Annotated in this window: 17 protein-coding genes and 1 pseudogene; 8 read left to right on the top strand and 10 right to left on the bottom strand. The window is 57.4% G+C overall.

Annotated elements, in window-relative coordinates; genetic code table 11:
* Positions 1–44 precede the first annotated feature (44 nt).
* The 5 genes and pseudogenes from DQ393_RS29890 to DQ393_RS29870 form a co-directional block, all read right to left on the bottom strand.
* Entirely contained in the window at positions 45–815 is a 771-nt protein-coding gene (locus DQ393_RS29890) for an SDR family NAD(P)-dependent oxidoreductase (protein WP_112345328.1), read from the bottom strand.
* 28 nt (positions 816–843) lie between these two features.
* On the bottom strand, positions 844–1,602 hold the full coding sequence (locus DQ393_RS29885) for an ATP-binding cassette domain-containing protein (protein WP_112345327.1): 759 nt from the start codon (positions 1,600–1,602) through the stop codon (positions 844–846).
* Complete coding sequence (locus tag DQ393_RS29880) at positions 1,599–2,837, bottom strand: sugar ABC transporter permease (RefSeq protein WP_112345326.1); 1,239 nt, start codon at positions 2,835–2,837, stop codon at positions 1,599–1,601. Before DQ393_RS29880 ends, DQ393_RS29885 begins: the two co-directional genes overlap by 4 nt.
* A 23-nt stretch (positions 2,838–2,860) precedes the next feature.
* Positions 2,861–3,898 carry a substrate-binding domain-containing protein gene (locus DQ393_RS29875; protein ID WP_112345325.1) on the bottom strand — a complete coding sequence of 346 codons (1,038 nt, stop codon included), beginning with the start codon at positions 3,896–3,898 and terminating at the stop codon, positions 2,861–2,863.
* Between the two features lie 368 nt (positions 3,899–4,266).
* Positions 4,267–5,254 (bottom strand): annotated as a pseudogene (locus DQ393_RS29870) (IS5 family transposase).
* A 250-nt stretch (positions 5,255–5,504) separates the two neighbouring features.
* Between DQ393_RS29870 and DQ393_RS29865 the strand changes: the two are divergent.
* From DQ393_RS29865 to DQ393_RS29840, 6 genes are all read left to right on the top strand, one after another.
* A complete protein-coding gene (locus DQ393_RS29865; protein ID WP_112345324.1) occupies positions 5,505–6,083 on the top strand; it encodes a TetR/AcrR family transcriptional regulator in 579 nt (192 codons plus the stop codon).
* A 380-nt stretch (positions 6,084–6,463) separates the two neighbouring features.
* Positions 6,464–7,678, top strand: coding sequence for an MFS transporter (locus DQ393_RS29860; protein WP_112345323.1), 1,215 nt, complete (start codon positions 6,464–6,466; stop codon positions 7,676–7,678).
* Between the two features lie 113 nt (positions 7,679–7,791).
* Positions 7,792–8,679 (top strand): N-acyl homoserine lactonase family protein, encoded by an 888-nt coding sequence (locus DQ393_RS29855; protein WP_112345322.1) that lies wholly within the window; start codon positions 7,792–7,794, stop codon positions 8,677–8,679.
* A gap of 367 nt (positions 8,680–9,046) precedes the next feature.
* Positions 9,047–9,685 (top strand): GntR family transcriptional regulator, encoded by a 639-nt coding sequence (locus tag DQ393_RS29850; RefSeq protein WP_112345321.1) that lies wholly within the window; start codon positions 9,047–9,049, stop codon positions 9,683–9,685.
* A 2-nt stretch (positions 9,686–9,687) separates the two neighbouring features.
* Positions 9,688–10,857: a M20 aminoacylase family protein gene (locus DQ393_RS29845; protein ID WP_112345320.1), complete on the top strand. Its 1,170-nt coding sequence runs from the start codon at positions 9,688–9,690 to the stop codon at positions 10,855–10,857.
* Positions 10,858–10,966: 109 nt separating this feature from the next.
* The gene (locus tag DQ393_RS29840; RefSeq protein ID WP_245430498.1) at positions 10,967–11,911 is read left to right on the top strand and encodes an alpha/beta fold hydrolase; all 945 of its coding nucleotides are present in this window, start codon (positions 10,967–10,969) and stop codon (positions 11,909–11,911) included.
* A gap of 39 nt (positions 11,912–11,950) precedes the next feature.
* Here DQ393_RS29840 and DQ393_RS29835 read toward each other — a convergent pair whose 3' ends face one another.
* Both DQ393_RS29835 and DQ393_RS29830 read right to left on the bottom strand, forming a co-directional pair.
* Positions 11,951–12,385, bottom strand: a complete 435-nt coding sequence (locus tag DQ393_RS29835) for a cupin domain-containing protein (RefSeq protein ID WP_112345319.1) — start codon at positions 12,383–12,385, stop codon at positions 11,951–11,953.
* Between the two features lie 10 nt (positions 12,386–12,395).
* Positions 12,396–13,205: an SDR family NAD(P)-dependent oxidoreductase gene (locus DQ393_RS29830; RefSeq protein WP_112345318.1), complete on the bottom strand. Its 810-nt coding sequence runs from the start codon at positions 13,203–13,205 to the stop codon at positions 12,396–12,398.
* A gap of 444 nt (positions 13,206–13,649) precedes the next feature.
* Here DQ393_RS29830 and DQ393_RS29825 point away from each other — a divergent pair, with 444 nt between their 5' ends.
* Complete coding sequence (locus tag DQ393_RS29825; protein WP_112345317.1) at positions 13,650–14,150, top strand: helix-turn-helix domain-containing protein; 501 nt, start codon at positions 13,650–13,652, stop codon at positions 14,148–14,150.
* A gap of 177 nt (positions 14,151–14,327) precedes the next feature.
* Here the strand turns inward: DQ393_RS29825 and DQ393_RS29820 are convergent, their stop codons facing one another.
* Complete coding sequence (locus DQ393_RS29820) at positions 14,328–14,723, bottom strand: response regulator transcription factor (protein WP_245430497.1); 396 nt, start codon at positions 14,721–14,723, stop codon at positions 14,328–14,330.
* A gap of 127 nt (positions 14,724–14,850) precedes the next feature.
* Positions 14,851–15,465, bottom strand: coding sequence for a response regulator transcription factor (locus DQ393_RS29815; protein WP_112345316.1), 615 nt, complete (start codon positions 15,463–15,465; stop codon positions 14,851–14,853).
* Between the two features lie 196 nt (positions 15,466–15,661).
* Between DQ393_RS29815 and DQ393_RS29810 the strand changes: the two genes are divergently transcribed.
* The gene (locus DQ393_RS29810) at positions 15,662–18,214 is read left to right on the top strand and encodes an MFS transporter (RefSeq protein WP_112345315.1); all 2,553 of its coding nucleotides are present in this window, start codon (positions 15,662–15,664) and stop codon (positions 18,212–18,214) included.
* A 75-nt stretch (positions 18,215–18,289) separates the two neighbouring features.
* Here the strand turns inward: DQ393_RS29810 and DQ393_RS29805 are convergent, their stop codons facing one another.
* Positions 18,290–19,438 (bottom strand): major royal jelly family protein, encoded by a 1,149-nt coding sequence (locus tag DQ393_RS29805; RefSeq protein ID WP_245430496.1) that lies wholly within the window; start codon positions 19,436–19,438, stop codon positions 18,290–18,292.
* Between the last annotated feature and the right edge of the window lie 115 nt (positions 19,439–19,553).

The raw sequence follows: 19,553 nt of genomic DNA, 5'->3' as shown, positions 1-19,553 counted from the left end.
ACCAGATGCCAGCGTGCAGGCAAAGGTTTGAGCGAAGGACATCGTCATGCAATCGACCATCCGCCGTCTACCAACAGGTTGGCGCCAGTCACAAGGGATGCGGCCGGAGATGCGAGGTAGACCACGGCTCCGACAACGTCATCCGTATCACCGATCCGTCCGAGCGGAATATGGCCCACGGTGCGCGCGTAAAAATCCGGATCGGCAAGGACTGGGCGGGTCGAATCCGTCCATATGAAGGTGGGCGAGACGGTATTGACCGTGATGCCATATTGCGCCCACTCGGCCGCCAGGCATCTGCTCAAGTGATTGATAGCCGCCTTGCTCATGCAATACAGGGCTTCACCGCGCAGCGTGACCGTCCCGGCCTGTGAACTGATGTTGATGATGCGACCGCTCTTGCGCTCGATCATATGGCGGGCAACCGTTTGCGTGACGAGGAAGGTGCCCTTGATGTTGACATCGAGGATCTGGTCAAGCGCTTTTTCCTCGACGAGTTCCGCGAGATTTCCGGGCGCAACGCCGACGTTATTGACCAGCACGTCGATTTTTCCAAACGCCGCGACAGCTTCGGCAACCGCTTCGGCGATCTGACCGCTGTTTGAGATGTCCATCGTGACGGCGAGGGCGCGGCGGCCAGTGGTCTTCAGTTCCGCAACAAGGTCGGCAACCGCCTCCACGTTTCGCACACCGATGACCACATCGGCCCCGGCGGCGGCGCAGGCGAGCGCGATCGCGCGACCTATGCCGCGCGCCGCGCCCGTTACGAGGGCAACCTTTCCATCGAGACTGAAGTTTGGTGCTTTGACTGTCATATTGCTTTCCATTCCCGGGTTGTATGCCTCATGCCGTCGCGACAAGGCGAGCCGGCTTGCGGCCAAGGATGATCATTTCGAGCGCGTCGTCCTGTGTCAGGTCCCGCGTCGGATAGGAACCGACAACGCGTCCGGATTTCATCACGGTGATCCGGTCTGACAGTGCGAAGACATCGTGCATGTCATGGCTGATAAGGAAAATACCCAAACCCTGCTTTTTGAGTTCCTCAATCAAGATGCCGACGTTTTTCGTCTCCTCGGGTCCAAGGGCGGCAGTCGGTTCATCCATGATGAGAATACGCGCGTTGAAGTGAAGTGCGCGGGCGATTGCCACCGCTTGCCGCTGACCACCGGACATAGATCGGACTGACGCGTTGAGAGAAGGAATTCTCAACCGCATGCGCTCGATCGTCTTTCGTGCCCCGTGCTCCATCGCCTCGGTGTCGAGGAAACCGAAGCGGTCGGTCTGCTCCCGACCGAGGAAAAGGTTAGAGACCGCATCAAGATTATCGGCGAGCGCCAGCGTCTGATGGATGGTCTCGATCCCCAGTTCCTGTGCATCATGAGGGGACCGGATATCAACCGTTTTGCCGTCGATCAGGATCTCGCCGCTGTCTGCGGGAAAGACCCCCGACAGCATCTTGATGAAGGTGGATTTGCCAGCACCATTATGGCCGAGTAGCGCGACGACTTCGCCCGGCATGAGCGATACGCTGACATTCTCGACGGCGTGAACGCCACCAAATGCCTTGTTGACGTTGCGGGCTTCGAGCAACGGGGTCGTCATGATGGCCTCCTTTCGCGCCACATTGTATCGATCCAGACGGCGAGTACGAGAACGCCCGCAAGCACCATGCTCTGCAGCGGGCTCGCAATCCCCATTAGGACCATTGCGCTTTGAAGACTTTGCATGATCAAGGCGCCAATGCAGCCGCCGAGAATTGTGCCGGCTCCTCCGGCAAGCGACGTCCCTCCGATCACTGCTGCCGCGATCACATAGAGTTCCATCATCGTGCCCGCTCCGCTCGCTGCGGCGTTCAGTCGAGCCGTGAGAACGATCGAGGCCAATCCGGACAGGAAACCCATCAGCACGAAAACTTTCAGGACGACGCGTTGGGTGTTGATACCCGTCAACCGCGCGCTGAGTGGATCGCCGCCGACGGCGAACACGTGGCGTCCAAACCTGTGCTTCTTGGCGATGACCGTCATAAGCATCGTCACCGCGATCAGGATAAGAACGGGGACGGCCAATCCCATCGACTCTGTCGTTCCGGGCCGATAGCAGCTGTTCATGACTGCCACCAGACCGAATGCACAAACGCACCAGAGTGCCGCCGGAACAATGTCGGATGCCGTTAAAGCATTCTGTATGCCAAGGGACTTCTTGCGCTGGTACCTGCGAACAAGGTTGAAGACGACATAGGCGGTGACCACGCCGGCCGCAGCCCAGCTCAGCGTGGCCCCAAGAACTCCGTTCTGTCCCCCGCCGAGATTCTGGAACGTCGCGCTCAGGGGGGCGATCGTGGTACCATCGTTCAGTTCATAAGCAGCATTGCGCAGGAAGAGCAGGCCTCCCAGCGTAACGACGAATGAGGGTATGCGCGCGTAGGCGACAAGTGCGCCCTGGATCAAACCGATAAGCATACCGCCCGCCAGCATGACGAGGCAGGAGATCCACCAGGCGTGCGGGCTGTCGGGGAGCCAGTTGCTTTGCACGAGACCACCGAGGACCCCGAGAAAACCGACCTGAGATCCGACCGAGAGGTCGATGTGTCGCGTCACGATGACCAGGATCATGCCCGACGCCATGATGGCCACGACCGAGACCTGCAGCGAGAGATTGAACAGGTTTCGCGGTGACAGGAATACGCCGTTGGTAAGGATGTTTGCGCAAAGCCAAATTACAGCAAGGACGCACACCATCGCCACCAGGCGAGTGTCGCGGCCCCCTCCCCCGACCGCTTGTAGCAGTCGGGGGAAAAGCTTCGTCGAGCTGGACGCAGGTTGAAGAATAGATGTCATGACAGAACTCCAGCTGGAACTGTTTATTCGCAGGCTTTTGGCGGGTTCTTCGTCACGCCTTTGCAAAGCACGTCCTTCGATATCCAGCCGGCTTTGACCACGAGGTCGAGGTTGTCACGCGTAATGGCGATGGGATCGAGAATTATTGCGGGCTGCGAGGCGCCGGTTGATGTCTTGCCAGGCTTTACGCCCGCCACCGCATCGATTTTTGTGCCCTTGATGATTTCGACAGCAGCTTTCGCCGCGACCGTTCCAAGTGCGTTCGCGTCCTTCCAGACGGTCATCGTCTGCTCGCCCTTGGCGATACGGTTGAGGACGTTCTTGTCGCCGTCCTGCCCGGAGATTGCAACTTTGCCCAGGAGATCCTGGCTCGCGAGTGCCGCTGCCACGCCGTTCGCGATGCTGTCGTTCATCGCAAGCACTGCATCGACCTTGTTGTTCGTCGCTGTCAGGACCTGTTCCATGAGCGACTGCGCAACGTCCGGCTTCCACTGCTCAACGTTCTGCTGGGCAACGATTTTGATATCGCCTCTGTCGATTGCGGGCTGGATCGCCTGCATCTGACCGCTCTTGAAAACCTGCTGGATCGTCTGGGCAGGGTCTCCGTCCATCGCAACGTAGTTGCCCTTTGGCATAGCTTTCAGGAGAGCCTCGCCCATGACACGGCCGACAGCCAGGTTGTCGAAGCTTGTATAGAGGACGTCGCCGGCGTCGATCGGAGCATCGTAGGCAATGACGGCGATATTGCTGCGCTTTGCCTCGTCGATAACAGGAATGATGGCCTTGGCATCCTGAGCTACGACGACAAGCACCTTGACCCCACGTGCAATCAGACTCTCGATGTCTCCTGCTTGTTTCTGCGGGTCGCCCTGCGCATCAATGCCAACATAGGAAACTCCGGCCTTTTCGAGCACGGACTTCATTGCCGCTTCGTCGATTTTCCAGCGTTCGTCCTGAAAGTAACGCCAGCTCACACCAACCGTGTCTTGAGCGGCAGCGGCAGTCGTCATCAAGGCGACAGCGGTCGCCACGCCTGCGAGCATATGTGGGAACTTCAGCATTCCGTTCCTCCCGTTAATAGAGCGGGCGCGCGATCTCCCGACGCGGGCCACAGCGCGAACTCCCATCGCGCATTTGTATTTGTTTAAAGCAGATACATATTGAAGTCAATCCGGATCTCTGCTCGAGGCTGCGCAATTCGATAACGATCGATTGAGTCCTAGACCGATACGGCTCGGTATATCGAACTGGCGTCCGACGAAGCGAGTGCTGCGTCTCTTGCAGTGCAAGTCCGTAAGAATGGACGATACGTAATAATTTATAGACAATCGATTATATATGATCCCGGCTCCTGTCGCTATCTTCCTGTTGTCAACGGCGTTGGTGCAGGGATCGGAATATTTCGGACGCCAGTCTTTGATGTTTTCGTCTATGCGGTGGCTGTCATGCGACGGACGGATTTCGGGCGTGCACATGCCAACATTCGATTGAGGGCGGCGCAGCCGATGGCGACCTCGGTCTTTTGCGCCCCGAAGGATCGTGTCCGCAGGCGGTGACCGATGATCGACTTGTATCTGCCGATCGCGGTCTCGATCAGCGAACGCTTGCCATAGCCGGTGTCGGCTTGCCACCGCATCCGGCCGTCCGTGGCGATCGCCGCGATATGACGGTTTCGTTGACTGGAGGGTCTGGTGTCCGATCCGTCCACCGCGTTGGCGCGGCGGAACGACGATCGCAGCGCCGGCGGAATGGTTGCTGACGGCATCGTAGGTCGGTTTCCCGTCAAAGGCACCGTCAGCGGTAAACTGACCGATCGAAATGTCGACCTGGTCGAGCAGCGGCTCCACCTGCGAGGCATCGCCCGTATCCTGGTCAGTCATGATGTGGGCGATGATCTCGCCGCTGTCGGCATCCGGTGCCAGATGCAGTTTGCGCCAGCTTCGCCGCGACCTGACGCCCTGCTTTTCCTCCTGCCACTGGCCGGCGCCGTAGACTTCGAGCCCAGTGCTATCGATGAGAACGTTCACCGGCCCTTCTCCTGGAATCCCGCGACCTTGCCGTGTGTCAGGCGATCGTCGTGTGCCTGCGCGCCGGCTGAGCGTGGTATGATCGGGCACGCTGAGAGCCAACCCCATCAGTTGCAGCACCGATATTAGCAATCCCTCTGTCTGACGGAGACGCAGGCCGAACACCAGTCCCAGCGTCAGTGCGGTCTCGATCGCTAGATCAGAGTAACGCGGCTGACCGCCGCGGGTCGTGCGCTTCGGCGCTTGCCACTGCGACAAAGCTTCCGCGATCATCCACAGCGTCAGGCTGCCGCGTCGGCGAAGGCCCGCCTCACACTCCGACCAATTGGTCACTTTGAACTTCATCTTACCGATGCGATGGTGGCGGCCGGCATTGTGTTTGAAGGGCATAAAGCTGACAGACCCGATAGTTCAACCACCGCTCGGCTACACCATGACCGCTGAACGATCCGTGCACCAACGCTCTCTTGAACCATATTGAACCCTCGGCCGCCGGAGATGGTATCCAAACATCAAGAGCGGTGCAGAATGGCGGTGGACTAGCTGTTCCAGTCGAGAGCGACTGAAGTTTATGAGCCAAGCAACCGCGTTGGTCTAAATGGGTATTGAACTGTTCGGTTCATAATGCCATATTTCGAGCATGGCTAGACCTAAAAAATTCAATCGGGAGACAGTTCTCGATAAAGCGATACCCGTTTTCTGGCGTTATGGACTCGCTGGAACGAATGTTCAGCAGCTAGAAGCTGCGACTGGGGTGAACAAATCCGGCCTCTATTCCGAGTTCGAGAATAAGGACGACATGTTCGTTGAAGCCCTAAGGCGATATCTTGAGACGGGGCCCGCTTTGCGCATCCTTGCGAAGACGCCACTTGGACTGGGCAACATAGAGCAATTTCTTTCGTTGGCGCCGGCCTTCTCTGGGAACTACGCCGGATGCCTTTCGGTTAATTCAACACGCGATATTGCCTTACTACCGGATGCTGCGGTTCGATTGATTTCAGATTTCAACGAAACGCGTATGGCTGCTATCCGCAACAACGTGGAAGCGGAGTTTCCCCAAGATCAAGTGAACGACGTCTGCGATCTGATCTGGACCTTCTTTTCTGGAATCTGCATCGACGCGAACCTTAACGCCGACGTCGAGGCTCACCGCAATCGTGTCCAAGCGTTTATGCGGCTTCTTCGAAGCAGCGCCTCCAGCAGTCGCACCGCGGCCTGACAGCGCGGATTTCTTGCGAGAATCGCCGCTCCACGGACCGCGCCCGCACGGGCCTGATTGGCGGGCCCTCGATCCTTGTGCCGCCATTCCACGGCACTTCCAACCTGCCTTCTCAAAAGACTTTGTGCGTCTCGCCTTCTCGCCCGTCTATGGGCCTGCTTCCCCCTTAACGCGTTGCGGGCAGCTGAAGGCCATGGTTCCATTGTACAATCTTCAATTGGCTTAGCCTGCCAGATTGCCTCGCACGGAACCCAAGCCTCCCCAGCGTGGAAGAAAAAGAACCAAACGGTTCAAAACCCCTTGACGGAGCAGGTAGCGGAGCTTAGTTTTGAACTGTTCGGTTCAAAACTGTTAGCTGTTAAGAGGCAGGAGTGCGTGAGATGCCGCGAAGTCTTTCAACACCTTTGAGCTTTTGGGTTTCCGCGGGCATTGTCGCGCACACCCTTTGGACGAGCGCGGCCCCTGCCATGGTCTATCCACTGTACGCTCATGAGTGGAATCTCACGCCTACGGTGACGACCGCGATCTTCGCAATCTACCCTATAGTGGTCGTCGCGATGCTGATCCTATTTGGCGACCTGTCCGATTTCATTGGAAGACGGACCACGATGCTGCTCGGTCTCGGGTCGTCCATCATCGGAGTGTTCCTCTTTGTGATCGCACCGAATGTTGCGGCGCTCTTCATCGGCCGCGTTTTCATGGGCATCGGCGTTGGGCTTTCGGCTGGACCTTCTACTGCGGTTCTCCAGGAATTCGCGGGCTCCGGTGGAGTAACAAGGGCTAGCTCGACCACGATCATTGCTCAGGCTATCGGCTTTTCCTGTGCACTCACCGTGGGCGGCTTCCTGGTGCAGTATGCCCCGCTTCCGAGTCGCCTCACTTTCATAGTCCTTTTTGTTCTACTGCTCGCACTTTTTGCGGTTAGCTGGTATCTGCCGGAAAACCGGCGCGCAAACACCGGCCGCTGGCACCCCAAAATTCCGGGCGTCCAGCCGGAAATCCGAACCGCCTTCATGGCTTCTTCCCTCGCCGTCATGACCGCTTATACCCATGGTGTCATCATCACCTCGCTTGGAGCCCAGATCGCCAAGGAACTCGTCCAGTCGTCGAATATATTCGTCAACGGATCCGTTCTCGCCCTTTTTGCGATTTCTTTAGGTATCGCAGGTCTGTTTGCTCGCCGTCTGACCGGAATCAAGGCTGTGGTCTGGGGTTCGGTGGCGTCGATCGTCGGGATGTTGTTTCTCTCGGCGGCGATTGCTCAACACACGCTCGTCTTCTTCATCCCCGCGACGTCCATTTCCGGCGTGGGCTACGCCTTGATGGTCTACGGCGGTCTCGCCATCATCAACCCGGTGACCCCGGAAAATGTTCGAGGTGGCGTTATGTCGGCCCTTTATCTGTTCGCCTATCTGTTTACCGGACTTCTGGCAGTCGCGCTGGGCAAAGTGGCCACCGAGCTCAGCATGGCGGTGGCCGCTCTAATCGGAGCCGCGGTCATGGTCGGACTGTGCGCGATTGTCATCGCCCTGGTCGTCAGACTTCCTCGGACCCCGGCTGTCCAGATCAAGTCCTTAAACTCTCAACGGGCCTGAATGTGACGGCCTTAGGCCGTGTCCCATCGGAAAACCTCATCCTGCTTTCCGTGAAACGTACGACCATATTGAACCATTTGGTTCAAAATATCTCGCAACTGAAGGAGAATGCTATGCCCCTCAAGATTCATCCAATCAACTACGGCAACATCACCATGGACTCGAGCGGTCTCGTGCTGTTTCGAAACCCCGGAGTTCTAACGACGATTCCCACCTTAGGGTTTTTGATCACCGGCGGTGAGGAGCCACTTCTCGTCGATACCGGATCGAGGAACTCAGAGCAGTATGCGGCCTTCGGCATGATTCACGAAAGAACCAAGCAGATGACCATCGAACATCATCTCGCCCAACATGGTTTGAATATGAAGGACATTCGTCACGTGATCCATACGCACGTGCATATCGATCATTCGGGTCAGGACTACCTCTTCCCGATGTCAACGACCGTTATGATGTCGCGGCGGGAACTCGAGTTCGCCGCTTCTGGTCTGATGGGTCCTGGTATGTACACGGCGATCGAGACGAAGCATCTTATCGACAGGCTGCATACCCGCGGCGCGCTTCGTCTGTTTGACGTCGATGGCACCTTCGAAGAGGAAATCATTCCGGGCGTCGCGGTACGCCTGTCGGGTGGGCATACGCCGGGTTCCATCTCAATTCTCGTCGAGACTGACGAGGGTCTGGCGAACATCGCAGGTGACATCGCCTACCATCTGGGAGACCAGTTGATCACCCCAATCCTAGATCAGGCAGCGCACGAGCCGACAATCACGGGCAACCACGCTATGTCCACGTTGCAGGAGAAGAAGGCAATCAAGCGTGCGCTGTCCGGCACTCGCTTCCTTTTTATTAGCCATGACTCCCCGGCTCTTATCAGTGGCGGCAAGGTTGTTGGTCGCTTCGACGGCGCAATCGATAACCCTAAGGCTGACGCCACAACGGCTGCCAACTACGACCTTCTGGCGCGCCCGCAGCTCGCCGACGAAATCGAGGCCGCGTGATAGAGCGCTGACTTGTCCGTTGCGCGCCTCTTAGAAAGGCGCGCGGCGGAGCCATTTCACGGAAATCTAGCTGGGTTTGACTTTGTCCTGCCTTGACTGGCCGGGGTCCTACGGTGGGAGGATCGTCGCGGCAAGCAGATTTCAGTACATTTATCTGCGGACTGGACGTCAAGATTCTGAGGGAAAGCACCTGCTTCGGACTCACTCAGGTTTCCGTCCGCAGTGATAAGGCCGGTAAGCCGACCGGGTCGTCCCATCGACCAGCGCCTAAACCACCCTGCAGCAAGAAGAACGATCAAGTATCTCTTTCGACTACACAAATGCGCCACCACTTGACAGCGCGGCGTTTGCATAATTGGATACAATTATGGAAACGTATACAGAAAAGACTCAAGTGCACGTCGCCGCTGAACAGATCAGAACCCTCATTCTTGACGGGACGTACCGCCCTGGTCAGCCCTTAAGACAGGAGGCGCTATCGGAGCGCCTGAAAGTCAGCCGCACACCCCTTCGGCATGCGCTTCAGTCTCTCGCCGAGGAGGGATTGGTCGAGACGGTTGGCTTCAAGGGAGCGCGTGTCGCCCGACCCGATCCGAACATGGTGCGCGATCTGTTTGATATGCGCCTGTTGCTGGAACCGCTGGCGCTCAAATCTGCCGTCGCGCACCACACCAAGCTAGATTTTGCCAGGGCAGAAATGGCGCTCGATGCCGCTGATACAGAAAGAGACCCTCACAGGCTCTCGCAGCGGAACTGGGAATTCCATCATGCGCTCTACCGGCCCTCGGACCGGCCAACGCTCATGAGGACCATCGAGCAGCTCAACAGAGCGTCCGCGTTCGCGGAGGCGATTGCAAAATCCATCGTTATCCGATCGGAGAAATCGGCTGCCGAACATCGTGAGCTGCTTGAGGCCTGTCGCAACGGGGATATGGACGGTGCCATTCTTCATCTGACGAAACATCTCCAGCTTGCGTATCACGACATTCAAAATTTGGAGTACTGATCGTGCCCATCATCAACAGGATCGCCGACATTCATGACGAGATGGTGACGTGGCGGCGCCATCTTCATGCTAACCCGGAACTGTCTTACCAGGAATTTCAAACAGCAAGCTTCGTGGCTCACAAGCTCCGCTCCTTTGGGATCGACGTCACGGAACGCGTTGGCGGAACTGGCGTCGTCGGCGTCCTCTACGGAGACCGGGGTGGCGAACGCTCCATCGGCTTGCGCGCCGACATGGATGCCCTCGCGATAGAGGAACGTAACGATTTTGCCCACCGTTCGGTGAACAAAGGCGTCATGCACGCATGCGGCCACGATGGGCATACAGCGATGCTTCTGGGTGCGGCCCGCTATCTTGCAGAGACCCGGAATTTTTCCGGCCGTGTGGTTTTCATCTTTCAACCGGCTGAGGAAATGGGAGGGGCAGATGGCGGCGCGGCGCGGATGATCCGTGAAGGGCTGTTCGAACGCTTTCCATGCGACGAGCTATATGGGTTGCACAACTGGCCGGGCATGGATGTCGGATGCTTTGCAGTAAAGGCGGGCCCCATGATGGCATCGGGCGACAGTTTCGAAATTGTGCTGTCGTCAAAGGGAATGCACGCAGCGCAACCTCACAAGGGAGTCGATGTCGTTCTAACAGCGGGGCACGTCCTTGTAGCGCTTCAGCAGGTTACTGCTCGAAACATCGACCCCCTTGACGCCCTTGTTGTGAGCGCCACGCAGATTCATGGTGGAGATGCCTACAATGTTTTGCCCAATACAGTTACCATTCGAGGCACGGTAAGGGCCTTCTCCCCCCAAGCACGTGCGGCAGCCGAGCCAGCAATCCACCGCATCGTGGAAGGTATTGCATCATCGACAGGCGCCGAGTGCGAGGTGTCCTATACCCAGCAATATCCAACGCTGGTCAATTCCGAAGCTGCGGCCCGGTCAGCCAAGGCCGCAGGGCTATCGGTATTCGCCAAAGTAGAAACAAACCCGTCGCAGACGATGATCGTCGAGGACTTCGCCTTCATGCTTGAAGATCGACCCGGATGCTATGGATGGATTGGAAATGGACCGGATCATGATGGCCGCATCCTCCACAGCGCGTGGTATGATTTCAATGACGAGGCGCTGCCATTGGGGGCCTCTTATTTCGCCACCATAGCCGAACAACAACTTCAATAAGGGCCTCCGCACCCGCCTTCCGGGAGCTTGCTCGACGGAATTTGCGCGATAGCCCCAACGGGCGCTCGATCAGAGATTGCCTCCGACAAATTCGAGAAAGAGGATCTTCATGCTAACAGTCGAAACCGGCACGCTGGAAATCGCGTATTTCGAACATGGTTCTCCGGAAGGCTGGCCTGTGGTGCTGAGCCATGGATTTCCATATGACATTCACGCTTATGACGAGGTTGCTCCTCGCCTGGCAGACGCAGGAGCGCGAGTGATCGTCCCTTACCTGCGCGGCTTTGGTCCAACGCGCTTCCTATCGCGCTCATCAATGCGCAGTGGTCAACAAGCCGCACTTGGAAAGGATGTCATCGACCTGCTGGATGCTCTTGGCATCGAAAAGGCGGTCTTGGCGGGTTACGACTGGGGCGGTCTTGCCTCTTGTGTCGCATCAGCGTTGTGGCCGGCTAGAGTGGCTGGACTGGTGTCCTATGCTGGCTACGATATCATCGATGTAAAGCGTCTTGGCCATGCCTATCAGCCCAGCCTCGAACAGGCAGTCTGGTATCAGCACCTATTCCAGCATGAGCGCGGTAGGGAATGCCTGTCTCTCCACCGCCGCGATTTGTGCAAGATACTCTGGAAGCAGTGGTCGCCGACATGGGCTTTCGACGACGAAACGTTCGAAAGGACCGCAGCTTCGTTCGACAACCCTGATTTCGTTGATGTGGTCATCCACTCCTACCGTTTCGATTTCGGAACTGAACCGGGTGACCCAGCGCTTGTTGACCTGGAAACACGACTAGCCAGCAAACCACCCATCACCGTTCCTTCGATCACCATTGACGGGACGCAAGACCCGTTGAAACCCCGCGGAACGGCGGATCATGCCCCCATGTTCACAGCTCGTCACGAGCACCGGGTCGTTGAGTGTGGGCACAATTTACCTTGGGAGGCACCACAGCAGTTTGCCGACGCTGTCATCACGGTTCACGGTTGGGGGGTTGACGTCAGGTCGACGGATTTTGACCCGCCCAGCGAGCGAGGCGGGCCTTCAGGCATCTTTTGAGCCAGCGTCAACCGAGACAGATGCGAACGGGTTGCATGGTCAGCCCCCCGAACGCTCCCGTTGCGCGATAAAAGTCTCAGGCGTGCCGTCCTCGCTGTTGACGAAGACGATATCATTCGGCTCGCGGCGTGGTGTGTCAACGGACAGAAATACGACCGGCTCCTCAATGATCTTCGGCAACGCATGAACGGTGCCCTTTTCGAAGAAGAGCAAATCTCCCGGTTTGAATTCCGCCTCAGTTGAAGGATCTTCCATCCAGAAGGTCCCCCGGCCGGAGAGCACGTAGAGATACTCGTCACAGCCACGGTGAAAATGCGGGGGCGTTCCTCTGTAGACACGGAATACGCGTGAACTCGCCGCGGCTGTGTCGGTCAGATACTCGTCTATCAGGAGCGTATCGGCCGTCTGCGGGAATTTCGCGATGATCGATGCCAGATCGAAACGGGCCGAGCGCGCGTTTGTCGTCGTGGTCATGGCAAACTCCTTACGCGGCCAGTTCGGATGCGCCAGCATAGCGCGGAGCCGGATGAACGTTTGAAAGGTGCGGCAACATAACCTGACGCGCGGCCTCATATGCCTCCCATTCCGCACCGTCCTGGAGCGAAGGAATTGTCACCTTTTCCTGGCGGTCGAGGCCGAGAAGGGCGGAATCAACCAGATCCGCAGTGCTCATCAGCCACTCGCTCGGAAGGTTGCTGACGCCGACGCCCGCAATATCCCAAAATTCGGTCGATGTGGCGCCCGGCAATACCGCCTGAGCATGGATGCCCTTGGAGGAAAGCTCATGCTGCAGCGACTGGGTGAAGGCCAGCATATATGCCTTGGTGCCGCCATAGACGCCGTTGAGTAGCTCCGGAGCGATCGCCACGATGGACGCGATATTGATGATCGTGCCGCCACCTCGCTTGACCATGCCAGGCACGACCGCATAAGTCAGCCGCGTTGGGGCTGTGACGTTGGTGGCAATCATTTCGGCCATTTTGCCGATGTCGCTTTCTAGAAGCGTGCCGGCACCACCGAAACCGGCATTGTTGACAAGAACAGAAATGCTCTCGTCGCCTGAGAAGCGCGCCTCGAGCGCAGCGAGATCAGCGTCCTTGGTAAGATCGGCGGTCAAAACAGTTACCCTTACATCGTGAGACTTGCGGATACGCTCGGCGACGGCCTCCAGCTTTTGCTTGTTTCGCGCGACTAGGATGACGTCGTATCCACGCCTCGCCAGCCGCTCCGCATAGGTCGCGCCGATACCAGAAGATGCGCCAGTGATGATGGCGGTCGTGCTTTCAGTGCTCATGTTTAAACTCCTTTCAGGGGCGATAAGAAATGTCACCGGAAAGCTAGAGCGGACGCAGTTCTTGATATTTGACGATACATTCATTGCTCGTAAGGCGCAGATGGACCGCCTTGGCGAGCACAATCATCGAATTGATCGTCAAGCAGGGTTCCCACTTTTAGGCACACCCGCATCATCCGGGCGCCCGTGAGCCATATTGTTGTCGTCGTCAAAGTTGCATCGCTCGGAGATATTCCTGTCAGCCCAAGGAGATATTGCATTGCCTCAGAATTCGCGGTCTCCCGGTTCGATTGGGCTGATTCAACCTATCGAAAATAGTGACTAACATCCTTGGCAGCGGCACCCCATCCAAAGGTTTGGGGTCGCGCCAACCTGAGTTCAATCGCCAAATCAAGGTGCATTCGGCAAGGTGAGATCATTGAGCTTAACCAAGGAGTTAACGAGATGATCGCTGCCGCAAACATATCTTGGACAATCAATGCCGACGCCGTGCGCCCCGGCATCGCCACCGGTGTTCACCCATCGGCTGTGGATGCCGACATCGCCAAGATGCCCGCCTTCTTCCCAGATGCGAGCACCGAAGTTGTTCGTGGCGGGCTCGCCCCGTGGCAGTACAAGAAGGTGTTGAAGTTCATCGAAGAGAATCTTTCTGAAACGATCCGGATCGAGGAACTCGCGGGTCTTGCCCGCTTGAGCTGCAGTCACTTTTCTCGTGCTTTTCGGGCAACGGCCGGCCAGTCGCCTTACGACTATGTTCTCGGTCGCCGGATGGCTTTCGCTAAGCAATTAATGGCGCAGACAGACGCTTCCCTCAGCCAGATTGCCCTGGATTGCGGAATGTCGGATCAAGCTCATCTTTGCAAGGTTTTTCGCCGCACCTTCGGGACGACGCCAAACGCATGGCGAAAGCCTCAGCGGGCGGAAGCGAACCACACCCTTCACTGAAACATATCGACAGCCGTCGCTGCCGGCGTGTCCGCGGCGACGCTTGGTCTCACGGCTGAACGACCGACAAACCTGTAATCGCCTATGCCGGCGCTTACAGGTTTTTTGTTATAGATGGGCGTGGTCTACAGGTACTTGTTCTCGACCCAAGGACTGGAGCTAGGGGCGCGCTGCCTCTCAGGCGCCCTCAAGGCAGCGAATGAGATCATCGGCGAGTATTGGTTTTTGAAGGAGCTCCCTGGCTCCGCTCGTTATAGCGCGTTGCCGCAACATGTCGTCCCGTAATGCTGTCATCATGACGACCGGAATTCGGGGATGCTGGGCGCGAACAACATTTTGCAGATCAAGACCACTCATGCCAGGCATATTGATGTCGGTTAAGAGGACATCAACGCGCTCCATGTCGGGAGATTCCAAAAACGCCTCTCCAGATCCAAAGGCAAGGACATCGTAACCCATTGCCTCGAGGAACCCGGACGTGGCCTCAAGCAGCGCCTCGTCGTCATCAACGATAGCAATGGTTTTTTTGCCGAGGTACACCGGCGCCGTCCTTTCCGCAACACGTTCAGTCATAGCTGTAAATAGCCCGTCGGTGGCCTCGCGATAGTTATACGATCGTATGGCCATATGCCGAAACGATCATAAACAGGCCCGACCAGCAGGCTAAAGGTACGAATGTCTCTGGTGAGATTTGGTTGCGTCAGCCGGCTCTCAGCAGCTCCGCCTTACGGACCAGGTCTGCGACCGAGCCCGACTTCATCTTGCGCATGACGTTGCCGCGGTGGATTTTGACGGTGATTTCGCTCAGTTGCAGCTCATGGGCGATTTGTTTGTTTAGTAGACCTCGCACAACGGCATTCATGACCTGAGTCTCGCGCGGCGTGAGTGTGGCGGCAAGCTCGGCTATTTCCACCGTTGCGGTCCATTGCGAACGTTGCTCGCGGTCTTTCTCGATCGCAACAGTCACGGCATCAATGATATCCTGATCCCGGAATGGCTTCTGCAGAAAATCAAGCGCTCCCGCTTTCATCGCTCGGACAGTCATCGGGACGTCCCCATACCCGGTCATGAAAATGATCGGCTTCCGATTACCGGCTGCCGCGAGTTTGGTCTGTAACTCCAGACCGCTGAGCCCGGGCAGCCGCACATCGAGAACCAAGCATCCGGGGCGATCGGGCACGGCCGCGGCCAAAAGTTCGGCGGTAGAGCCAAACCCGACCGAAGCGATCCCAACGGACCTGAGGATTTCGCCGACGCTTTCCCGCATCCCTTCGTCGTCGTCAACGATGGTAACAAGGGGTGTTGCGTCGGTCATGCGTTCTCTCCAGGCAAACTCGGCTTGCGGATATATGAAACGTCGTCGTCAAATCTTCCTACAGAGCTTCAGCCTTACGCGCCATAGACAGAACGCCTACTCCACGCGGTATTTGCTCCTTAGAGGTGCAGACAGGTCCGCGAAGTGCTAACAGAAATCTCGCCAGACCCGATCAATCATTTTAGCGACACATTTCATGGCCGATGTCCTGCCGACCGAGACCTCCACCTTCCGTTCGACAGGTGGAGGAACAACCAAACCGATCGCGGTAACCTCGCGAATTCTCGTGTCGAGCCTCATCGGGACATCAGTCGAATTCTACGATTTCTACATCTATGCGACTGCCGCAAGCTTGATATTCGGGCCACTCTTCTTTCCGGCTTCCGTCTCATCGCTGGAGCTGATCGGAGCCTATGCAAGCTTTGGCATCGCGTTCATGGCGAGGCCGATCGGAGGCGTTGTCTTCGGGCATTTTGGAGATCGGGTGGGTCGCAAGGCCACCCTCGTAGCGTCGCTATTATTGATGGGCCTCTCAACAGCTGCGATCGGCCTTCTTCCAAGCTACGCGGTCGCGGGTTGGCTAGCCCCCGCCCTCCTCTGTCTGTTGCGTTTCGGCCAAGGCTTGGCGCTCGGGGGAGAGTGGACAGGCGCTGTCCTGCTGGCGCTGGAAAATGCTCCTCCTGGATGGCGGGCCCGTTTTGCGATGTTCGCGCCGCTCGGTGCACCGATCGGCTTCCTCTTGGCAAATGGACTATTCCTGTTGCTGACGGTTTCGCTGACCCCGGCGGAGTTCGCCAGCTGGGGATGGCGCATTCCCTTCCTCGTCAGCCTTCCGCTTGTAGGCTTTGGCCTCTGGCTGCGCTTCAACCTGGTCGAAACCCCCGAATTCACCGAGGCGGTCGCTGAGACGAAGCCCGCACGCGTTCCCCTTGTTGAGGTCGTGCGCGATCATTCCTCCCAGCTTATCATCGGCGCTTTCGGTGTCGTCGCATGCTTCTCTCTTTACTACGTTGTGACCGCGTTTGCGCTCGGCTACGGCACGACAAGCCTCGGCTATACAAGAGCTGAATTTCTTGGAGTGCAGCTGATTGCCATCTTGTTCATGGCAGGCTCGATTATCATCGCGAGCTGGCTTGCCGATCGGCTGAGCCACGAACGAGTATTGATCTGGGGATGCGTCGGGACAATCCTGTCAGGCATCGCCATATCGCCGATGATGAGCAGTGGCTCGCTGTCGACGATCTTCCTCTACCTGGCTCTTTCTCTCTGTGCCATGGGCTTCGTCAACGGACCGCTCGGCGCCTGGCTGCCGAGCTTGTTTCCCGCCCGTGTCCGATATTCCGGCACGTCGCTGGCCTTCAACATTGGCGGTATCGTGGGTGGCGCCTTTTCTCCTGTGATCGCTCAGACGCTTGCCTCCACCAGCGGCCTCCTCGCAGTCGGTTTCTACCTGGCGATCACCGGCGGACTGAGCCTTGTCGCATTCGATGCGAGCGCGCGCGCCCGAACCATGCATGCGCTCACGCAAAGTGAGAAGCGCTATCGCGCTATTTTCGAGCAGAACCATGTTTCCCTTTGTGAACTCGACCTATCAAGGCTGCGTGAGAAACTCGATGAGATAGCTCTGGCCGATGGTGGCAGTGTCAGAGATTTCTTTGAACGTCATCCGGGCTCTGCCGACGAATGCGCGGATCTCATACACTTTGTTGACGTCAACGACGCCACGGTGAAGCTATTTGCTTGCAGCTCGGCAGAAGAGCTCCTCGGTCCGATGCGCCGGTTTCTACCGACCAATGCGGACACGTTTCTTTCGTTGATATTCGCGGTGGAGGATAGCGCTGAACGTTATGAGAAGGAGTTACATCTGCTGACCCGTCAGGGCAAACCGGTTACGGTTCTGTTTATTGCAGCACTGACGACGGATCGGGACGCTCTTGACCGTGTCGCTTGCGCGATGATCGATGTGACTGAGCGTGAGCAAGCGAAGGAGGCACTCCTTGCGGCCCAAGTGCAGCTTGCCCGTGCCGGTCGGGTGGCAACCGTGGGGGCGGTCTCCGCCACTATTGCTCACGAGGTCAACCAGCCGATTGGTGCCGCGGTCATGTTCGCACAGGCTTGCATCCGCTGGCTGAAGTCTGAAACGCCAGACATACGGGCAGCGCACAACGCGGCCGAGAAGGTGGTACAGCATAGCATGCGTGCCAGCCAAATCATTCAGCGCACGCGCGAACAGATCAAGGGAAACCAGCCCAGACCTGAGCTTGTCGATCTCAAGGAGCTCGTCCTGGAGGTCATCGGACTGCTGGAGCGAGAGGTCGTTTCCTCCGCGACACGCATCAAATCCATCTTTGCGGAGCTCGACCACGTGGTTCTTGCCAATCGGGTAGAAATGCAGCAGGTGGTCGCAAATCTCGTCACGAACGCCATCCACGCGATGACCGAGACCTCGTTGGAGAGGCGGGAAGTCAAGTTGGTTACCGATCAAGTTTCAGACGAAACCATAAGGCTGACGGTCCGCGACAACGGGACCGGAATTCGACCGGAAAACCTGGCGAAGCTGTTCGACCCATTCTTCACAACAAAATCCGAAGGCATGGGCGTTGGCCTTTCGATCTGCAAGACGATCGTTGACGCACACGGCGGCTCGCTGACCGCTCGCAACCATCCCGATGGCGGTGCCATATTCGAGATGATCTTGCCTCAGGCAGCGACGCCCAGCCATGGCGCCGCCAGCATACCCGCCGTATAGTTGACTTGCCCGCCAAATCAGCGGCGATGGAGGCCATCATCGCCGCTGATGGCATGTCGAAACCAATCGAACCTTTTATTTGTTCAACAGAACCGGTCCGCCGTAGATCTTGATGCGAAGCAGCTTGTAGGGCTTCTTGCGCATGTCGACGCCTTGATGGAAACCAGCCTGCTTGTCGAGTTGGTTGGCGGTAAGATAGAGATAGCCATCGGCCGCAATCGACAGGGTGTCCGGCCATTGAATCTCAGGGGAATGGACGAGCGTCGACCACTTGCCCTTGTCGAGGACGCGGATACTGTCGTGCTCGTAGTCACCGCCATAGACACGGCCCTTGTCATCCGTTTCTAGCCCATCGGAAGCACCTTTTAAGCCAAGATCCTTGACCTTGGCGGCAAGCTGCTTTTCGCTGACGTTCTGATCGAGAAGTGCCGCCGTGGGTACCGAATAGAGATGCCGGCCAGATACCGCCGAGTAATAGAGCGTCTCGCCGTCCGGAGAGATGGCAATCCCATCGCTGGCGATCTGAATCTTGGACGGTTTTCCGTCCTTCGGACGGTTCATGAACTTGTGGCCGTCGATGACAGCGATGAAATCCTTGTCAGCCGACGTACTCGGGTCGCCCGTCAGGCGACGGAAGGCCTTTCCAGATGCAAGATCGACAACGATGATGCCTCCTGGACCGGTCAGAGAGCTGTCGGTCACATAGGCGACACCCTCCGAACCCTTGGTCAGATCGAAACGGATATCGTTCACATAAGTCGACTTCAGAATAACGTCTGCTGGGAAGACGATCGTCTTCACTACCTTGTTGGTCGCGAGGTCGACGCCGACCAGCTTGGCACCCCCTTGAAGCGGCGGCTTGAAACCGGGTGCCGCGGTGTCAAGAATCCACAATCGGTTGGCCGGATCGGCGACAACGCTCTGTACGCTGATGAGGCTCTTGGCCGGATTGGCCGGGTCCGCTTTATTGATTTCTGCATCGGGGTAGGCAACTGCCTTGCCATTGATCAATTCCGCCACGGTGAACGGAACGTCGTCGCCCCATCGTGGGTAGTTGATGAAGATGCGGCCGTCACGCGTGACAGTCACTCCCGTCGGCATTGCATCATTAAACGTGGCAACGGTCTCAAGCTTCGGCGGCTTGTCTTCCGCAGAAGACTCGCTGGCGTGGAATGCCAGCATTAGGCCAGTGGTGGCCAGCAACAACAGCGTTTTCTTTATCATTAAGATCTCCATAGAGCACAGCCCATCGATCCCGGCCGGGCGGAGAGCCGCTGAGCCAGAGGGGCAAGTTTCGAGACAGTTGCACGGACAAGGCCGGTGCAATGTTTACTTTCAA

The organism is Martinezella tropici, assembly GCF_003287875.1.
GTDB lineage: Bacteria > Pseudomonadota > Alphaproteobacteria > Rhizobiales > Rhizobiaceae > Rhizobium > Rhizobium tropici_C.
Note: the sequence above shows the minus strand (reverse complement) of the source record. Positions and strands in the feature narration are given on the sequence as shown.

Coding starts and splice junctions, on each gene's coding strand:
- DQ393_RS29875 (WP_112345325.1), bottom strand. CDS start 3,898: ATGCTGAAGTTCCCACATATGCTCGCAGGCGTGGCGACCGCTGTCGCC.
- DQ393_RS29810 (WP_112345315.1), top strand. CDS start 15,662: ATGGCCGATGTCCTGCCGACCGAGACCTCCACCTTCCGTTCGACAGGT.
- DQ393_RS29860 (WP_112345323.1), top strand. CDS start 6,464: ATGCCGCGAAGTCTTTCAACACCTTTGAGCTTTTGGGTTTCCGCGGGC.
- DQ393_RS29830 (WP_112345318.1), bottom strand. CDS start 13,205: ATGAGCACTGAAAGCACGACCGCCATCATCACTGGCGCATCTTCTGGT.
- DQ393_RS29850 (WP_112345321.1), top strand. CDS start 9,047: ATGGAAACGTATACAGAAAAGACTCAAGTGCACGTCGCCGCTGAACAG.
- DQ393_RS29865 (WP_112345324.1), top strand. CDS start 5,505: ATGGCTAGACCTAAAAAATTCAATCGGGAGACAGTTCTCGATAAAGCG.
- DQ393_RS29885 (WP_112345327.1), bottom strand. CDS start 1,602: ATGACGACCCCGTTGCTCGAAGCCCGCAACGTCAACAAGGCATTTGGT.
- DQ393_RS29880 (WP_112345326.1), bottom strand. CDS start 2,837: ATGACATCTATTCTTCAACCTGCGTCCAGCTCGACGAAGCTTTTCCCC.
- DQ393_RS29820 (WP_245430497.1), bottom strand. CDS start 14,723: ATGACTGAACGTGTTGCGGAAAGGACGGCGCCGGTGTACCTCGGCAAA.
- DQ393_RS29855 (WP_112345322.1), top strand. CDS start 7,792: ATGCCCCTCAAGATTCATCCAATCAACTACGGCAACATCACCATGGAC.
- DQ393_RS29835 (WP_112345319.1), bottom strand. CDS start 12,385: ATGACCACGACGACAAACGCGCGCTCGGCCCGTTTCGATCTGGCATCG.
- DQ393_RS29890 (WP_112345328.1), bottom strand. CDS start 815: ATGACAGTCAAAGCACCAAACTTCAGTCTCGATGGAAAGGTTGCCCTC.
- DQ393_RS29805 (WP_245430496.1), bottom strand. CDS start 19,438: ATGATAAAGAAAACGCTGTTGTTGCTGGCCACCACTGGCCTAATGCTG.
- DQ393_RS29825 (WP_112345317.1), top strand. CDS start 13,650: ATGATCGCTGCCGCAAACATATCTTGGACAATCAATGCCGACGCCGTG.
- DQ393_RS29815 (WP_112345316.1), bottom strand. CDS start 15,465: ATGACCGACGCAACACCCCTTGTTACCATCGTTGACGACGACGAAGGG.
- DQ393_RS29840 (WP_245430498.1), top strand. CDS start 10,967: ATGCTAACAGTCGAAACCGGCACGCTGGAAATCGCGTATTTCGAACAT.